Source organism: Paenibacillus pasadenensis DSM 19293, from assembly GCF_000422485.1.
In the GTDB taxonomy this organism is placed as follows: Bacteria; Bacillota; Bacilli; order Paenibacillales; family Paenibacillaceae; genus Paenibacillus_O; species Paenibacillus_O pasadenensis.
The window spans coordinates 1-15,309 of sequence record NZ_AULW01000016.1 but is presented as its reverse complement, the minus strand read 5'-3'; the positions used below and the strand labels follow the sequence as shown (position 1 = coordinate 15,309).

At 62.8% G+C, this 15,309-nt stretch carries 13 protein-coding genes and 1 tRNA gene; 4 read left to right on the top strand and 10 right to left on the bottom strand.

Going from position 1 to position 15,309, the window contains the following annotated elements; translation table 11 throughout:
* Window positions 1–18: 18 nt before the first annotated feature.
* From lonB to H582_RS25855, 7 genes are all read right to left on the bottom strand, one after another.
* Window positions 19–1,719 (bottom strand): ATP-dependent protease LonB, encoded by a 1,701-nt coding sequence (gene lonB, locus H582_RS0103955; RefSeq protein ID WP_028597483.1) that lies wholly within the window; start codon window positions 1,717–1,719, stop codon window positions 19–21.
* Between the two features lie 133 nt (window positions 1,720–1,852).
* Entirely contained in the window at window positions 1,853–2,917 is a 1,065-nt protein-coding gene (locus H582_RS25860; RefSeq protein WP_052332941.1) for a serine hydrolase domain-containing protein, read from the bottom strand.
* Between the two features lie 144 nt (window positions 2,918–3,061).
* Entirely contained in the window at window positions 3,062–4,171 is a 1,110-nt protein-coding gene (gene ispG / locus H582_RS0103945; protein WP_028597482.1) for a flavodoxin-dependent (E)-4-hydroxy-3-methylbut-2-enyl-diphosphate synthase, read from the bottom strand.
* Window positions 4,172–4,296: 125 nt separating this feature from the next.
* On the bottom strand, window positions 4,297–5,550 hold the full coding sequence (gene clpX, locus H582_RS0103940) for an ATP-dependent protease ATP-binding subunit ClpX (RefSeq protein ID WP_028597481.1): 1,254 nt from the start codon (window positions 5,548–5,550) through the stop codon (window positions 4,297–4,299).
* A gap of 24 nt (window positions 5,551–5,574) precedes the next feature.
* On the bottom strand, window positions 5,575–6,171 hold the full coding sequence (clpP, locus tag H582_RS0103935; protein ID WP_028597480.1) for an ATP-dependent Clp endopeptidase proteolytic subunit ClpP: 597 nt from the start codon (window positions 6,169–6,171) through the stop codon (window positions 5,575–5,577).
* Window positions 6,172–6,402: 231 nt separating this feature from the next.
* On the bottom strand, window positions 6,403–7,704 hold the full coding sequence (gene tig, locus H582_RS0103930; protein WP_028597479.1) for a trigger factor: 1,302 nt from the start codon (window positions 7,702–7,704) through the stop codon (window positions 6,403–6,405).
* 99 nt (window positions 7,705–7,803) lie between these two features.
* Window positions 7,804–8,535 (bottom strand): hypothetical protein, encoded by a 732-nt coding sequence (locus H582_RS25855; RefSeq protein ID WP_240478926.1) that lies wholly within the window; start codon window positions 8,533–8,535, stop codon window positions 7,804–7,806.
* A gap of 361 nt (window positions 8,536–8,896) precedes the next feature.
* On the opposite strand from H582_RS25855, the gene H582_RS0103920 reads away from it, so the two are divergent.
* Both H582_RS0103920 and H582_RS0103915 read left to right on the top strand, forming a co-directional pair.
* Window positions 8,897–8,973, top strand: a tRNA-Arg gene (locus H582_RS0103920).
* 172 nt (window positions 8,974–9,145) lie between these two features.
* Complete coding sequence (locus H582_RS0103915; RefSeq protein WP_028597478.1) at window positions 9,146–9,574, top strand: EamA family transporter; 429 nt, start codon at window positions 9,146–9,148, stop codon at window positions 9,572–9,574.
* Between the two features lie 162 nt (window positions 9,575–9,736).
* Here H582_RS0103915 and H582_RS0103910 read toward each other — a convergent pair whose 3' ends face one another.
* Window positions 9,737–10,693, bottom strand: coding sequence for a sugar-binding transcriptional regulator (locus H582_RS0103910; protein WP_028597477.1), 957 nt, complete (start codon window positions 10,691–10,693; stop codon window positions 9,737–9,739).
* A 180-nt stretch (window positions 10,694–10,873) separates the two neighbouring features.
* Here H582_RS0103910 and H582_RS25850 point away from each other — a divergent pair, with 180 nt between their 5' ends.
* Complete coding sequence (locus H582_RS25850; RefSeq protein ID WP_228551624.1) at window positions 10,874–11,815, top strand: YihY/virulence factor BrkB family protein; 942 nt, start codon at window positions 10,874–10,876, stop codon at window positions 11,813–11,815.
* A 98-nt stretch (window positions 11,816–11,913) separates the two neighbouring features.
* Here H582_RS25850 and H582_RS0103900 read toward each other — a convergent pair whose 3' ends face one another.
* Both H582_RS0103900 and H582_RS0103895 read right to left on the bottom strand, forming a co-directional pair.
* The gene (locus tag H582_RS0103900; RefSeq protein WP_028597476.1) at window positions 11,914–12,255 is read right to left on the bottom strand and encodes a hypothetical protein; all 342 of its coding nucleotides are present in this window, start codon (window positions 12,253–12,255) and stop codon (window positions 11,914–11,916) included.
* Window positions 12,252–12,599 (bottom strand): hypothetical protein, encoded by a 348-nt coding sequence (locus H582_RS0103895; RefSeq protein ID WP_028597475.1) that lies wholly within the window; start codon window positions 12,597–12,599, stop codon window positions 12,252–12,254. Before H582_RS0103895 ends, H582_RS0103900 begins: the two co-directional genes overlap by 4 nt.
* A 160-nt stretch (window positions 12,600–12,759) precedes the next feature.
* Between H582_RS0103895 and asnB the strand changes: the two genes are divergently transcribed.
* Window positions 12,760–14,604 carry an asparagine synthase (glutamine-hydrolyzing) gene (gene asnB / locus H582_RS0103890; RefSeq protein WP_028597474.1) on the top strand — a complete coding sequence of 615 codons (1,845 nt, stop codon included), beginning with the start codon at window positions 12,760–12,762 and terminating at the stop codon, window positions 14,602–14,604.
* The last annotated feature ends 705 nt before the right edge of the window (window positions 14,605–15,309 follow it).

Sequence of the window (15,309 nt, the reverse complement as noted above, 5' to 3'; positions counted from 1 at the left end):
GATAGTCTTCCTATTGTATCATTCCCGCGAATCCGCCTGCAAATAGGGTACTTGAGGCGTCAGGAACAGATCCGCGATCGGGGAAAGCTCCTCCTGGCCCTGGCGGATGTCGTCCGGGAACAGATCCTGGAAGATCTCCTCGACGCGATCGACCGGAATGACCTTGAGGCCGTTCAGATCGGCGAAGATCGCCTGCCAGTTGTCCTTCGGAATGTACACCGTGAGGGCGCCGGCCTGGAAGGCCGCTTCCACCTTGGCGAGCACGCCTCCGACCGGCTTGACGTTGCCGTGGATGCCGACCTCGCCGGTCATCGCGATCGTGTGGTCGACCGGCACGCCGCGGATCGCCGAGGCGATCGCCGTCGCCATCGCCGAGCCGGCGGACGGACCGTCGATCGGCGTCCCGCCCGGGAAGTTGATGTGCAGGTCGAAGTCCTGCGGACGCAGTCCGATGCGGCGCAGCATCGTCAGCACGTTTTCGACCGAGCCTTTGGCCATGCTCTTGCGGCGCAGCGTCCGCTGGCCGCCTCCGAGCTCCTCCTCGTCGACGACGCCGGTAATCGTGAAGCTGCCCTTGCCGGCTGCCGTCGGGATGGCGCTCACCTCGATCTCCAGCAGCGTGCCCATGTTGGGCCCGTAGACGGCGAGGCCGTTGACGAAGCCGATCTGCGGCGCGGCCGGCACCTTGCGGTCCGGACGCGGCGGAATCTGGCTGCTGTTGACGACCCACTCGATGTCGGCCGCGCCAATCGTCTCGCGCTTCTCCGACAGCGCCAGCCCCGCCGCCAGCTGGATGATGTTGACCGCCTCGCGGCCGTTGGTGGCATAGCGCTTGACGACGCCGACCGCCTCCGGGCAAGGGGCGAAGCCGATCTTCTTGACCGCGTTGTCGGCGATCTCGGCGATCTCGTCCGGCAGCAGCGGCCGGAAGTAGATCTCCATGCAGCGCGAGCGGAGCGCCGGCGGCAGCTCCTGCGGCGAGCGCGTCGTCGCTCCGACGAGCCGGAAGTCCGCCGGCAGGCCGTTTTGGAAAATGTCGTGGATGTACATCGGGATATTCGGATCTTCGGAATGGTAGTAGGCGCTCTCCAGGTAGACCTTGCGGTCCTCGAGCACTTTTAACAATTTATTCATCTGGATCGGGTGTAATTCCCCGATCTCGTCGATGAACAGCATGCCGCCATGCGCCTTCGTCACCGCGCCGGGCTTCGGCTGCGGAATGCCCGCCACGCCCATCGCGCCGGCTCCCTGATAGATCGGATCGTGGACCGAGCCGATCAGCGGATCGGCGATGCCGCGCTCGTCGAAGCGGGCCGTCGTCGCGTCGATCTCCGTGAACTTCGCTTCCGCGAGGAAAGGCGAGGTCGGATTTTTCTTGGCTTCCTCCAGCACGACGCGCGCCGCCGCCGTCTTGCCCACCCCCGGAGGCCCGTAGACGATGACATGCTGCGGATTGGCGCTGCACAGAGCCGCCTTCATCGCGCGCAGTCCGTCCCGCTGGCCGACGATGTCGTTCATCGTCTGCGGCCGCGTCTTCTCCGCGAGCGGCTTGGTCAGCGAGATGGAGCGAAGCTTGCGCAGCTTGTCCATCTCCTTGCGGGATTCCTTGTCGACGGCCGACTTGTTCGTGCGCTGGCTGCGCAGCATGTTCCAGAAATACACCCCGATTACGACCGCGAAAAACACCTGCACCAGCATCAAAAATAGACTTAACGTCATGCTATCCGCTCCTCTCATGCTTGCCGGAATAAAAGACCCATACCGGATAGTATTGCCTGCCCCGGCAGGAGTTAGTCCCGAAAAATGGAGAAGCGGACCGCATCGGACGATCGCTCCGGACAGGCCGGCCGCCTCACTCGGCGCGGTACAGCTCCTTGCCGAGCTCGGCGCCGAGCAAGTCGGCGCTCATCGGCCTCAGCCCGATGAGCGGAGCGAGCTGGCTCGCGGCCGAAGCGCCGCGGTTGGAGAGCACGGCGATCGCGGCGCCATGCTCGGGATTGAAGGAGAGGAAGCTGCTGGAGCCGTACGTTCCGCCGTTGTGCCAGAACGTATGGCTGCCGTCCGGCTCCGGACGGATGATCCACGCATAGCCGATGCCGACGCCTTGCGGCGATCCCGCCAGCCGCGTCTGGGCGAGACGCATCGTCTCGCGGACGGGATCCCCCGTCTCGCGGCTTGACGCCGCGGCCAGCTGGGCTTCGGCGTACCGAAGCAGATCCGGCGCCGTCGAGCGGACCGCTCCGGCTCCCGCCATCGCTTCGCCGAACGTCCACGGCTTGGCGGGAGCGCCCGAGCTGCGATGCACCGGCCGCAAGGAGGCGCCGTCCTCCGCGTCGGAATCGAGCGTCGTCCGCTCCAGGCCGAGCGGCTCGAACAGCCGAGCCTGCAGCAGCTCGGCGAGCGGTTCGCCTGAGCTTCGCGCGAGCAGCCAGCCGAGCAGGCCGAAGCCGTAGTTCGAGTAAGAGGACGGCTTGGCTCCGTCCCGATAAGGCTCCTTCAGCACCGCTTCGACGAGCGCATCCGTGCCGTAAGCGGCATATGGATTCTCTTTGTCGCGCACATGCGCCCGCATGTTGGCCGGCAGCCGGGGCAGCCCCGACGTATGGGAGACGAGCTCGGCCAGCGTCGTCTTGGAGGCGAAGGCCGACGCCGCCAGCTCCGGCGCCAGCGCCGCCGGCGCGTCCTCTCGGCTCAGCCGCCCGTCACGCTCCAGCGAGGCGAGCAGGCAGCCGGTCATCGTCTTTGTAATCGAACCGATCTCGTACCGGCGGCTCTTCAGCGCTTCCTCGTCCGCATCGTCGCGGCTCCAATAGCCCCGCTCGCCGCCCTTCACCCAGGCGACGACCGGATCGTGCAGCGACCTTTCCAGCCAAGCCCTCGTCTTTTTGCGGCGCAGCGCTTCCTGAATCCGTTCCATCCGAAATCCCTCCCGTTCGATTGTCATCGGTTGTATACGGCGCCGCTCGGCGCCTCGTTGCCCCAAAAAAGCCCGGACAAGCGAAAAGAAGCCCTCGCAGTCCACAGGACTTGCGAAGGCTCTTTCATTCTCGCCGCTGGAGCGTCAGGCAGGCAGATGCTCCTTGCGGCCGGGAATCTCGCCCGTCTCCTCGAAGACGCGCACGATCTCGTCGATCTCTTTTTTGAGCTCGGACAGCAGCTCGGCCTCCGGCACCTTGCGGATCATCTGGCCGTAGCGGAACAGCATGCCCTCGCCGCGCGCGCCGGCGATGCCGATATCCGCCTCGCGAGCCTCGCCGGGGCCGTTGACCGCGCAGCCGAGCACGGAAACCTTGATCGGCACCTTGATCTTGGAGATGTACTCCTCCACCTCGTTGGCGATCGAGAACAGATCGATGTCGAGCCGTCCGCAGGTTGGACAGCTGATAAGCGTCGCCGCGTTCGTGATCAGGCCGAACGTCTTGAGCAGCTCGCGCGCGACCTTGACCTCCTCGACCGGATCGGCGCTGAGCGAGATGCGCACCGTGTTGCCGATGCCCATCGCCAGCAGGGCGCCGATGCCCGCCGAGCTCTTGATCGTGCCCGAGTGCAGCGTGCCGGCCTCGGTGATGCCCAGATGCAGCGGATACTTGATCTTCTCCGCCGCCATGCTGTAAGCCGCGATCGCCATCGGCACGTCGGATGCCTTGAGCGAGACGATGATGTCATGGAAGTCCAGCTCTTCGAGAATGCCGATATGGAACAAGGCGCTTTCGACCATCGCCTCCGGCGTCGGATAGCCGTACTTCTCCAGCAGATGGTTCTCCAGCGAGCCGGCGTTGACCCCGATGCGGATCGGAATGCCCTTTTCCTTGCAGGCGGCGACGACGGCCTCCACCTTCTCGCGGCGGCCGATGTTGCCCGGATTGATGCGGACCTTGTCCACCCCGTTCTCGATGGCGAGCAGCGCGAGGCGGTAGTCGAAGTGGATGTCCGCCACGAGCGGGATATGGATGCGGCGCTTGATCTCCTTGATCGCCTCGGCCGCTTCCTTGTTGTTGACCGTGACGCGCACGACCTGGCAGCCCGCTTCCTCGAGACGGAGGATCTCGGCTACCGTCGCCTCCACGTCGGCCGTCTTGGTCGTGCACATGCTCTGGATGATGACCTCATTGCTGCCGCCGATCGTCAAGCCGCCGACGCGAACCGGCACCGTGTCCTTGCGAGAATACATACGTAGCATCTCTCCCTATGAAAGGCCAAAGTCCACCGGATCCCGGACGGCGATCCGGAATCGGGTGGAACGATGGCGGGTTGAAAAGAGCAGCCGCCATCCGCGCGGCCGGAGCCGCGACAAGGTCAGGCGCTTTCTTCTTTTTTCTTGCCTTTCTTGGCCGTCAGCTCCGGAACGACCCGGTCCTGGACGACCTTTTCCGTAATGACGCAGGTGCTGAGCTCCTCGCGGGACGGCGCCTCGTACATGATCTCCAGCATGATGCCTTCGATGATGGCGCGCAGGCCGCGGGCGCCGGTATTGCGCTTGATCGCTTCCTTGGCGATCGCGTCCAGCGCTCCGGCTTCGAACTCGAGCTTGACGTTGTCCATCTCGAGCAGCTTCTGGTACTGCTTGACGAGCGCGTTTTTCGGCTCGGCGAGGATGCGCACGAGCGCCGCCTCATCGAGCGGCTCCAGCGTCGAGATGACCGGCAGGCGGCCGACGAACTCGGGGATCAAGCCGAACTTGAGCAGATCCTCCGGCAGGACGAGGGACAGGTATTCGCCCGCCTTCATGTCCTTCGTGCCGTCGCCCGTGTTGAAGCCGATGACCTTTTTGCCGATGCGGCGCTTGATGATCTGCTCGAGGCCGTCAAAGGCTCCGCCGCAGATGAACAGGATGTTCGTCGTGTCGATCTGGATGAACTCCTGATGCGGATGCTTGCGGCCGCCTTGCGGAGGCACCGAAGCGACCGTGCCCTCGAGAATTTTGAGCAGCGCCTGCTGCACGCCTTCGCCCGACACGTCGCGGGTAATGGACGGATTCTCGGATTTGCGGGCGACCTTGTCGATCTCGTCGATGTAGATGATGCCGCGCTCGGCCTTTTCCACGTCGTAGTCGGCCGCCTGGATCAGCTTGAGCAGGATGTTCTCGACGTCCTCGCCGACATAGCCGGCCTCCGTGAGGGAGGTCGCGTCCGCGATCGCGAACGGAACGTTGAGGATCTTGGCCATCGTCTGCGCGAGCAGCGTCTTGCCGGAGCCCGTCGGGCCGACCAGCATGATGTTGCTCTTCTGCAGCTCGACGTCCTCGAGCTTGCTCTGGGAGTTGATCCGCTTGTAATGGTTGTAGACGGCGACGGACAGCGATTTTTTGGCGGCTTCCTGCCCGATGACGTAGGAATCGAGGATCGCGCGGATATCCTTCGGTTTCGGAATATCCTTCAGATCCAGCTCTTCCTCGTGCCCAAGCTCCTCGTCCACGATTTCCGTGCAGAGCTCGATGCATTCATCGCATATATAGACGCCGGGACCGGCTACCAGCTTGCGGACCTGGTCCTGGGATTTGCCGCAAAAAGAGCATTTCAGCTGGCCCTTTTCTTCGTTGAATTTAAACACTCGATCACCCCTTAAAGGAAGATGTTACAAAAGGCCCGCTTCCGGGACGGCAATGACCTTGTCGATGAGCCCGTAGGCAAGCGCGTCGTCCGCGCTGAGGAAGTTGTCGCGGTCGGTGTCTCGCTCGATCTTCTCGTAGGGCTGGCCCGTACGATCGACATAGATCTGGTTGAGCTTCTGCTTGGTCTTGAGGATCCAGTCGGCATGGATCTTGATGTCGGACGCCTGGCCGCGCACGCCGCCGAGAGGCTGATGGATCATGACCTCGCTGTTCGGAAGCGCGAAGCGCTTGCCCTTGGCGCCTGCCGTCAGCAGCAGCGAGCCCATGCTCGCGGCCATGCCGACGCAGATCGTGGATACGTCCGGCTTGATGAATTGCATCGTATCATAAATACCCATGCCCGCGGTCACCGAACCGCCGGGAGAGTTGATATACAGGTGAATATCCTTCTCCGGGTCGTCAGCCGCGAGGAAGAGCAGCTGGGCGATGATCGAATTGGCAACGTCATCGTCGATTGCGCTTCCGAGGAAGATGATGCGATCCTTCAAAAGACGCGAATAGATATCGTAAGAACGCTCCCCGCGATTCGTCTGCTCTACTACAATCGGTACCAGATTCATGCGACCAACCTACTTTCCGCTTTGGAGTTCAGAACCACTTTCATTCTAGCATGTTTGGAGCTTCCATGTCATTTTTGCCGGATCTCCTGGCCTGCCTGCCGTGTTCCAATCTTATGTAAGGGACGGAGTCCCCATTCCTGCGCGAGGCAGGGGCGATGCTTATGTGGGTTCAGCGGGTAAAAAGAAGGCACGTGCGAGCGACGTGCCTTGCGGAGTGGAGCGGAAGCCGCCTTAGGCGACTTCGCTCGCGATTTTGCTGTTGTCGAGAAGGAACTTGATCGTCTTGCGAAGCTTCAGATCTTCCTTCATGTTGTCGAGGTTGCCGTTGCGCTCGAAGATTTCGCGCAGCTCGGCCGCCGGACGGCTGTACATTTTGGACAGGTTCTCGAGCTCCTCGCCGACTTCTTCCTCGGAGATCTCGATCGACTCCTGCTTGGCGATGGCGTCAAGCACGAGGTTGTTCAGCACGCGCTTCTCGGCGTCGGAGCGCATTTGTCCGCGTAGAGCCGCTTCGTCCTGGCCGGAGAACTGGTAGTACAGCTCCATGTTCAGGCCTTGCTGCTTGATGCGGTTCTCGAAGTCGCGCAGCAGGTAGTCCACTTCCGTGTTGATCATCGCTTCCGGGATCTCCACTTCGGCCGCTGCCGCGATTTTGTCGACGAGAGCCGTCTCGCGCGCTTGCTCGTTTTCTTTTTCCTTGCGCTCCTGCAGCTTCTTGGAGAGATCCTGCTTGAACTCGTCCAGCGTGTCGAACTCGCTCACGTCCTTGGCGAACTCGTCGTCCAGAGCGGGCAGGTTCTTGCGCTTGATCTCATGCAGCTTGACCTTGAAGACGGCGGCCTTGCCGGCCAGGTTCTCGGCATGGTACTCCTCCGGGAACGTCACTTCCACGTCCTTGAAGTCGCCTGTCGCCAGGCCGACGACTTGCTCCTCGAAGCCCGGGATGAAGGAATTGGAGCCCAGCTCCAGGGAGTAGCGCTCGGCCTGGCCGCCCTCGAACGCCTCGCCGTCGACGAAGCCTTCGAAGTCGATGACGACGGTGTCGCCATTCTCAGCCGCGCCCTCTTCCACGACGACCAGCTCCGCATGGCGCTGCTGCAGACGCTCCAGCTCGGCGCTCAGCTCCTCGTCCGTCACGTCGCTGCTCGCGGCAGGCACTTCGATGCCTTTGTACTCGCCGAGCTTCACTTCCGGCTTGACGGTGACTTTCGCCTTGAACTTGAACGGCTGGCCCTTGCCGAACTGCTCGACGTCGATCTCCGGACGGTCGACCGGCTCGATGCCGGTATCTTTCAGCGCTTCCGAATAAGCGGTCGGCAACAGGATGTCGATCGCGTCCTGGTACAGGCTTTCTACGCCGAAGCGGGATTCAAAGATGGAGCGAGGCACTTTGCCTTTGCGGAAGCCCGGCACGTTGACGCGTCCAACCACTTTCTTGAACGCTTGATCGAGCGCTTCCTTCACTTGCTCCGCGCCTACTTCCACGTCGATTGCGACGACGTTCGTTTCTATTTTCTCCCAAGTTGCTGTCATTTATGCTGTCCCCTCCAAAAAATAGGCGCTAGCCCCAATTATCTGCGTTGTAATAAACCATTCCATTATAATCAACTGGGCGTCCGATTACAAGACAGGCTAGCCATCGCCATAACCTTCCTGCAAGTCGGTGATCTGCCGCATCGCGCGGCAAGCCTGCTCGTAGCGGAATCGCAGCTCGTCGGTGATGCCGTATGTATGCCGGATCTTTTCTTCTTCGGCCGTGCCGTACACGGCCAGGAGCAGCGTCAGATGCAGCGCCGCCGCGTAGCTGTCGACGACCGCCTCCTCCTCGCTCAGCATGCGGGCGTAGGCGGAGCTGCCGTACAAATATTGCAGGCATTCCTTCCATAGCTCGCGGGCGAAATGCGGCAGCGTCGGGTCCATCGTCTCGGTCACGCCCTCGACCCGCTCGAGGATCAGCCGCACCGGCTCGGGATAGTCGTCGAGATCGAGCGGCGTGCGCTCGATCTCGAGCTCCGCCGTCTCGCCGAGCCGCTCCAGCCGGACGACGCCCGCATCTCCTCTGCGGCGGAGGCATTGGAGAGCCTTGAACTGCACCATCGGATGCAGCGTCTCCTGCTCCAGCCACGTGCGGATCGTCTCGTCCACCTCGGAGCTGCGCAGATGGGCGGCCCGCTCCAGCGCCAGCAGCTGCTGGTCGAGCATCGGATGGTTCTTCATGATGTACAGCACCTGCTGCACGTAGGACTCGTCCTGCTCGGCCGGGCTGAGCGCCGTCCGCCGCAAGTCGTCCTCGCTCGGCTCGCCGTCCTCCTCCTCGGCTCCGCCGGGGAACGCCATCTCCAGCCATGCGAGCAGATTGCTCAATTCCTCATAATGGCGGGGCTCCTCTCCCCGGCACTGGAGGAGGAACTGCAGCAGCCGCTTGGCTTCCGCATAGTGCTCCGACTCAAGCAGGCGGGTGAGCTGTTCCTGATAATGATCGAGCGAGCTCGGGAATAGATAAAGGTTGTCTTTTTCGCCGCGGGTTGAATCGTCTATCGTCGTAATGGGATCACCGCCTCATCTTCTGTGACGACCTTTATTCACCAAAGTTTGGCTACATTATAACATGAGCCGGCAAAGAAGGAAAAACGGCGCGATCCTTGCAATATGCATGATCTTCCTGTATGATCTACAAGTATCGCTTTTTTGGACCTGTCCTTTCGGGACCGCAAGCGAGCCGTTTGTCCCGGTAGCTCAGTCGGATAGAGCATGCGCCTTCTAAGCGCACGGTCGGGGGTTCGAATCCCTTCCGGGACGCCATCATTCCGCATGCACGCCCCTCTTTCGGAGGGGCTTTTTGCTGCATCGGCCGCATACCGCCCGTCCCGCGCGGCATGCTATGGCTAGCAGCCGCTTGTCCCGAGTCCTGCCGCAAAGGAGGCTGTCCGGGCAAGCCTATCACCGGCGGCCTGGCCGCCTTCGGGAGGATTCCATCATGCTTTGGCTTCCGTACGCCCTGCTGTCCGCCGTGTTCGCGGCGCTCGTCTCGATTTTCGGCAAGATCGGCCTGAAGGATCTCGACGCCAACTCCGCGACCGCCTTGCGTGCCGTCATCATGGCGCTGTTCCTGCTCGGCGTCGTGGCCGCCCAGGGCAAGTTCGGCCAGGTCGGCGAGATTTTCGCCCAGCGCAAGGCGCTCGCGTTCGTCGCCATGAGCGGAGCGGCTGGGGCGCTGTCGTGGCTGTTCTACTTCCTGGCGCTCAAGGCCGGCACCGTCTCTCAAGTCGGCCCGGTGGACAAGCTGAGCGTCGTGTTCGCCATCGTGCTCGCGCTGCTGTTCCTCGGAGAGAAGATCACCGTCTGGAACGGAGTCGGCGTGCTGATGATCACGGCCGGAGTCATTCTGACCTCGCTCAAGTGACGCCCTCCCGTTCCTCCGTTCCAACCCCAAAAAGGGTCCCTCGGCTCATGAGCCAAGGGACCCTTTTTGGCGCTCGGACGTCAGGCGCCATGCCCGCAAGTGGGCCGGGCAGCAATCGCGACGCCGGCCTCGGCGACAGGCGCGCCGTGAGGCCGGTACGCCTCAGGCCGTCACCCGCGCCTGATCCCGCTCGAGCAGATGGCGCGCCGTGAACGCGTCCGTCACGATCGTGTTCGGATACCCGCCCTTGACGGCGGCGAATACCGCATCGGCCTTGTCGATGCCGCCGGCGACGAGCACGGAATGCTCCTTGCGCCGAAGCTCCTCGAGCCGGATGCCGATCGTACGGTCGTCGAGCTCGCTCAGGCAGATGTTGCCGTCGATGTCGATGAAGCGGGAGCAGATGTCGCCCTTGCCCGCCTGATGCACGATGTCGAGCTCTTCCGCGCTGAGGTAATTGGCGCGGACAAGCAGCGAGTCGGCCGTCGGCACGCCGACGGTGAATACGGCGATGTTCGCCTGCCGTCCCATCTCCAAAATTTTGGCGATGTGCCGGTCCGCCTCGATCGCCCGCTTGACGAGCGGCTGATCGACGATCGCCGGCAGCGGCAGCAGATGCGGAGACGTATTGAACGCTCCCGCGAACAGATGCACGATCTCCGACGCGAACGTATTCGTCTCGGAATAGCTCAGCCCGCCGTTCAGCTGCACGACCTTCACGTCGCGCACGCTTTTGAGCGGCAGCCGCTGGGCGACCTCGTACAGCGTCGAGCCCCAGGTCACCGCGATCGTATCGCCCTCGGCCACCGTCTCGTACAGATGTGCCGCAGCCGCCTCGCCGATGTATTTCTTGACGACGGCGTCCTCGTGGGAAGGCGTGCTCACGACGATCGCCCGATTCAGTCCAAACCGCTTCTCCAGTTGGCGGCAGACGAGATCGTTGTTCTCCAGCGGATCATGGATCGTGATCTGCACGATGCCGTCCGCCTTGGCCTGCTGCAGGAAGCGGGACACCGTCGGCCTGGATACGCCGAGCTTTTTGGCGATGTCCTGCTGGCTGAAGTCCATTTGATAATAAAGCCTGGCCGCTTCCACGATTTTTTCCAGCTTTTCTGACATGTCTTTCCACCTCGAGTCCGCGCGCAGCCGATGCTTGATCCTTCGATTATAGAATCCTTTAGTGGATAAAAGCAATAAAAGAAACGAACAAGCCGCCTTCCTGCCGCCGCCCTCGTTTTCGGGGCTGCGCGCCAGGGTAATGGAGGAACAAAGAAAGCGAATGGAAACGGAGGAATCGCCATGGCTGCCAAAGCCCCCTTCATGACGAGAGCCGTCGAGCTCGGCAAAAACCTGTACGCCCGCTTCCAGGACGACGAGGTGCCGGCGCTCGGCGCCCAATTGACCTACTATTTGCTGCTGTCCTTCTTTCCGTTCCTGATCTTCCTCGTCAGCCTGCTCGGTTTCCTCAACCTGAACGGCGACGAGCTGATCGCCGACATGATCGCGATGATGCCCGCCGAGGGCGGCGAGACGGTGCGCACCATTCTCGGCGAGGTGTCCACGGGAGGCAGCGGCGCGCTGCTGTCCGTCGGCATGATCGGCACGATCTGGGCCGCCTCCAACGGAGTCAACGCCATCATCAAAGGGCTCAACAAGGCTTACGACGAAGAGGAGGACCGCCCGTTCTGGAAGGTGCGCGGCCTCTCGCTGCTGGCGACGATCGTGCTCGCCGCCGTCGTCATCCTCGTCGTCGTCCTGCTCGTCTTCGGCCGCGGAGTCGGCGAGTTCCTGTTCCAGTGGCTCGACTATCCGGCCGGCTTCGAAGCGCTCTGGACGATCGTCCGCTACGTGCTGCCTATCGCGGCGATGGCGCTCGTCTTCACGCTGCTGTACTGGTTCACGCCGAACCGCCGGCTGACGTTCCGCGAGGCGCTTCCGGGAGCCTGCTTCGCCTCGCTCGGCTGGGTCGTCACCTCGATCGCCTTCTCTTACTACGTCAGCCAGTTCGGCAATTATACCAAGACGTACGGCAGCCTCGGCGGCGTCATCGTCCTGCTGATCTGGCTGTACCTGAGCTCGATCATCATCGTGCTCGGCGGAGAAATCAACGCGGCGCTGAGCTTCGGCAGCGCGGGCGTCGAAAAGAAGCGGCCCGCCAAGTCGTTCGGGCTGCGCCTGTTCCGCAAGAAGGGCGTCCCGTCCGGTAGAGCGCCGGGTCCGGACAAGCGCATTCCGTTGTAGAAGCAGCGCCCCGCCTTACCCATCCGCATACGCAAAGGCCCGCCGGTCATGCACCCATGTCCGGCGGGCCTTTGCGCGTAACCCATTGTCGTTCGGCGTCAACCGAGCAGCTCCCTCAAGTCCTCCCGCACCTGTCCGCTCGCCAGCACCTGCTGCTTGAACGTCTCGCGCCGTCCCCAGTCGGTCTTGAGCGACTCGTTCTCGAACCACTGCATCGTGATGTCCTCGTAAGCCGTGTGCATGCTGTTGTCGAACCAGTCGGTCAGCAGGTCGGCATCGTCGCGGACGATCGAGACGAGGTCATAGTCCTGATCTGCCGACAGGCTGAAATAAGCCAGCACTTGCTCGCATTGCGGATCGTCAGTGCGCACCTGCACCTCTGCGCAGGGCGTCCCGTCCTTTTCGAGCGATCGGGCGACATGAGCCTCCAGCACGTTCATCCTGGCAGCCCTCCGATGTCCAGGTCCAGCGACGCCACATGGCGTCGCGTCTCCTCCGTCCCGAGACGGTAGACGAGCGTATAGATCTGCTTGAGGATGCCCTCGTAGCCCTGGTTCATCTCTTCGACGCTGGCCGATCCGAACGGATGGCTGTGGAAATGCACCATCGTCGCTTCGTCCATGCTGGACATCTCCGCGAACAGCGCCTTCAGTCCGTCCTTCTCCTCCTCGGTCGCGACGATTTCCAGCTCATAGGCCGCCGCCTCCTTGTCCTCCAGCACCTGTCCCGCTCCAACCGCCACGTAATAATGCTTCCGCTTGCCTTCCGTGCCATAGTCTGCCATCTCGTCCGCCCTCTCCTTTCGGGTTCGAGGATCCGCCCGGATCCGTCATTTCCCCCGTAGTTTCTCCCGGCGGACAGACATGTTATGCCCCGATTCCGCATATTCATGGTCGTATGTCGCTTTACGCCGCAAGCTTACGAACAAGAGAGGAATGAACCCCATGTGCGGATTCACCGGATGGATCGATTGGACGCGCGACCTGACCTTGCATAGCGAGGATTTGGAACGGATGACCGCTACCCTTGCACTGCGGGGACCGGACGCTTCCGGCACCTGGATCTCGGGCTCCTGCGCCCTCGGACACCGCAGGCTGTCGGTCATGGACCCGGAAAACGGCGCTCAGCCGATGATCCGCAGCCAGGACGGCCAGAAATTCGTCATCGTCTACAACGGCGAGCTGTACAACGCGCCGGAGCTGAAGCGCGAGCTGGAGGGCCGCGGACGCCGCTTCACGACGACCTGCGATACGGAAGTGCTGCTCACCGCTTATATGGAATGGGGACCGGCTGCCGTCGAGAAATTCAACGGCATCTTTGCCTTCGCCATCTGGGACGATCAGGAGCAGAAGCTGTTTCTCGCGCGCGACCGCGTCGGCGTGAAGCCGCTGTTCGTCAGCCATGCGGGCGGACAGTTCGTCTTCGGCTCGGAGCCGAAGGCGCTGCTCGCCCATCCCGCCGTCTCGTCCGATGTCGGCGCCCAGGGCATCGCCGAGCTGTTCATCGTCGGCCCGGCCCGTACGCCCGGCGTCGGCGTGTACAAGGACCTGACCGAGCTGCTGCCCGGCAAATGCATGACCGTCGACCGCGGCGGCGCGCGCGTGCACACGTACTGGGAGCTGCGCAGCCGGGAGCATGAGCACGGCGTCGAGGAGACGGCCGCCCATGTCGGCGAGCTGCTGCGCGACACGGTCGAGCGCCAGCTCGCCTCCGACGTGCCGGTCGGCACGCTGCTCTCCGGCGGCCTCGATTCCAGCGCCCTGACCGCGCTGGCGGTCGACTTCTACGGCCGCAGCGGAGCCGGCTCGCTCGATACGTTCTCGGTCGACTATGTCGACAACGACAAGTTTTTCAAGTCGCATGCGTTCCAGCCGAACGCGGACGCGCCGTGGATCGAAAAGATGGTGAGCCGTCTCGGCACGGCGCATCACGACATCAAGTTCGATACGCCCGAGCTCGTGGCCGCGCTCGACGACGCGCTGACGGCGCGCGACCTGCCGGGCATGGCCGATGTCGACGCCTCGCTGCTGCTGTTTTGCCGGGAGATCAAGAAGGGCGTCACCGTCGCGATCTCGGGCGAGGCGGCCGACGAGGTTTTCGGCGGCTATCCTTGGTTCCATCGCGAGGAGTCGCTCAACGCCGGCACGTTCCCGTGGGCGCTCGCCTCGCCGATGCGGGCGGAGCTGCTGTCGCCGGAGATGCAGGAATGGACGCGGCCGCTCGAGTACATCGGCGACCGCTACAGCGAGGCCGTCGCCGCCGTGCCGCATCTGAGCGGAGAGAACGAGCTGCAGCGCAAGATGCGCACGATGAGCTATCTCAACATCACGCGCTTCATGCCGACGCTGCTTGACCGCAAGGACCGGATGAGCATGGCGGCCGGGCTCGAGGTGCGGGTGCCTTTCTGCGATCATCGGCTGATCGAGTACGTCTTCAACATCCCGTGGGCGATCAAGACCGCAGGGGATCGCGAGAAGGGCATCCTGCGCCAGTCGCTGCGCGGCGCGCTGCCGGACGACGTGCTGTTCCGCAAGAAGAGCCCGTATCCGAAGACGCATAACCCGAACTATTTGAACGCCGTCCGCTCCAAGCTGATGGAGGTGCTGGACGATCCGTCCTCGCCGATCCTGCCGCTCATCAACGCCAAGAAGGTGCGCGAGATCGCCGAGTCCGACGCCGCCAGCTCCAATATCCCGTGGTTCGGCCAGCTGATGAGCGGACCGCAGCTGTTCGCCTACCTGTACCAGGTCAACCGCTGGCTGACGCAGTACGGCGTGCGGGTCGTCTGACCGGCAAAGGCTTCGGGAATGGCAGCGATGGCGGATCCGGTCGCGATGACCGGTTCGAGGCCGAAGTCCGCTTCGCGGGGCAGGATCGAGACCGGTAGCCGCTTCACGGAGCGGGGATCGAGACCGGCAGACGCTTCGCGGAACGGGGATCGTAACCGGCAGACGCTTCGCGGAAAGGGGATCGTAACCGGCAGACGCTTCGCGGACGGTGACTCGTTCCGATCTCCCTGGAGCCCAGATTCCTTTGATTCTATTCTTCCGAAACGGAAGGAATCCGGCCTCCAAGGGAACCGCTGACGCTTCTCCACGAGCCCCCCTCCGCTTCGCTCCCCCGGTTTCTCATCCCCGCCGCTTCGCTCGCCATCTGCAACTCGATTTCGCGGCTGACCGATCGTTCCCCGATTGGTCAGCTGCTCTTTTTTGCGCAGCTTGTCCGGAAGAACCTCCTCACACCCAACCAAGTCGATTCCTTTGACTTGCGGAACCAACTTCGCTCCCCTCCGACCGCCTCCCAACAGGTTTTTTTCCGCACAGCTCCCGACGGTTCGGCACCCGCTTGCCCGAGTTACTCGGGTTTTCCGCGCAGCTCCACCATTCGGGCCACGTTTGAACCGAGCTGCTCGGTTTTTCCGCGTAACTCCCCTGTTCGGGCCACGTTTGAACCGAGTTACTCGGGTTTTCCGCGTAACTCCCCCGTCCGGGCAC

What these genes read in the sequence shown, in the direction of transcription:
- H582_RS25860 (WP_052332941.1), bottom strand. Translation starts at nt 2,917, where the DNA reads ATGGAACGGATTCAGGAAGCGCTGCGCCGCAAAAAGACGAGGGCTTGG.
- asnB (WP_028597474.1), top strand. Translation starts at nt 12,760, where the DNA reads ATGTGCGGATTCACCGGATGGATCGATTGGACGCGCGACCTGACCTTG.
- H582_RS0103895 (WP_028597475.1), bottom strand. Translation starts at nt 12,599, where the DNA reads ATGGCAGACTATGGCACGGAAGGCAAGCGGAAGCATTATTACGTGGCG.
- H582_RS0103900 (WP_028597476.1), bottom strand. Translation starts at nt 12,255, where the DNA reads ATGAACGTGCTGGAGGCTCATGTCGCCCGATCGCTCGAAAAGGACGGG.
- clpP (WP_028597480.1), bottom strand. Translation starts at nt 6,171, where the DNA reads ATGAATCTGGTACCGATTGTAGTAGAGCAGACGAATCGCGGGGAGCGT.
- tig (WP_028597479.1), bottom strand. Translation starts at nt 7,704, where the DNA reads ATGACAGCAACTTGGGAGAAAATAGAAACGAACGTCGTCGCAATCGAC.
- lonB (WP_028597483.1), bottom strand. Translation starts at nt 1,719, where the DNA reads ATGACGTTAAGTCTATTTTTGATGCTGGTGCAGGTGTTTTTCGCGGTC.
- H582_RS25850 (WP_228551624.1), top strand. Translation starts at nt 10,874, where the DNA reads ATGGCTGCCAAAGCCCCCTTCATGACGAGAGCCGTCGAGCTCGGCAAA.
- ispG (WP_028597482.1), bottom strand. Translation starts at nt 4,171, where the DNA reads ATGTATTCTCGCAAGGACACGGTGCCGGTTCGCGTCGGCGGCTTGACG.
- H582_RS0103910 (WP_028597477.1), bottom strand. Translation starts at nt 10,693, where the DNA reads ATGTCAGAAAAGCTGGAAAAAATCGTGGAAGCGGCCAGGCTTTATTAT.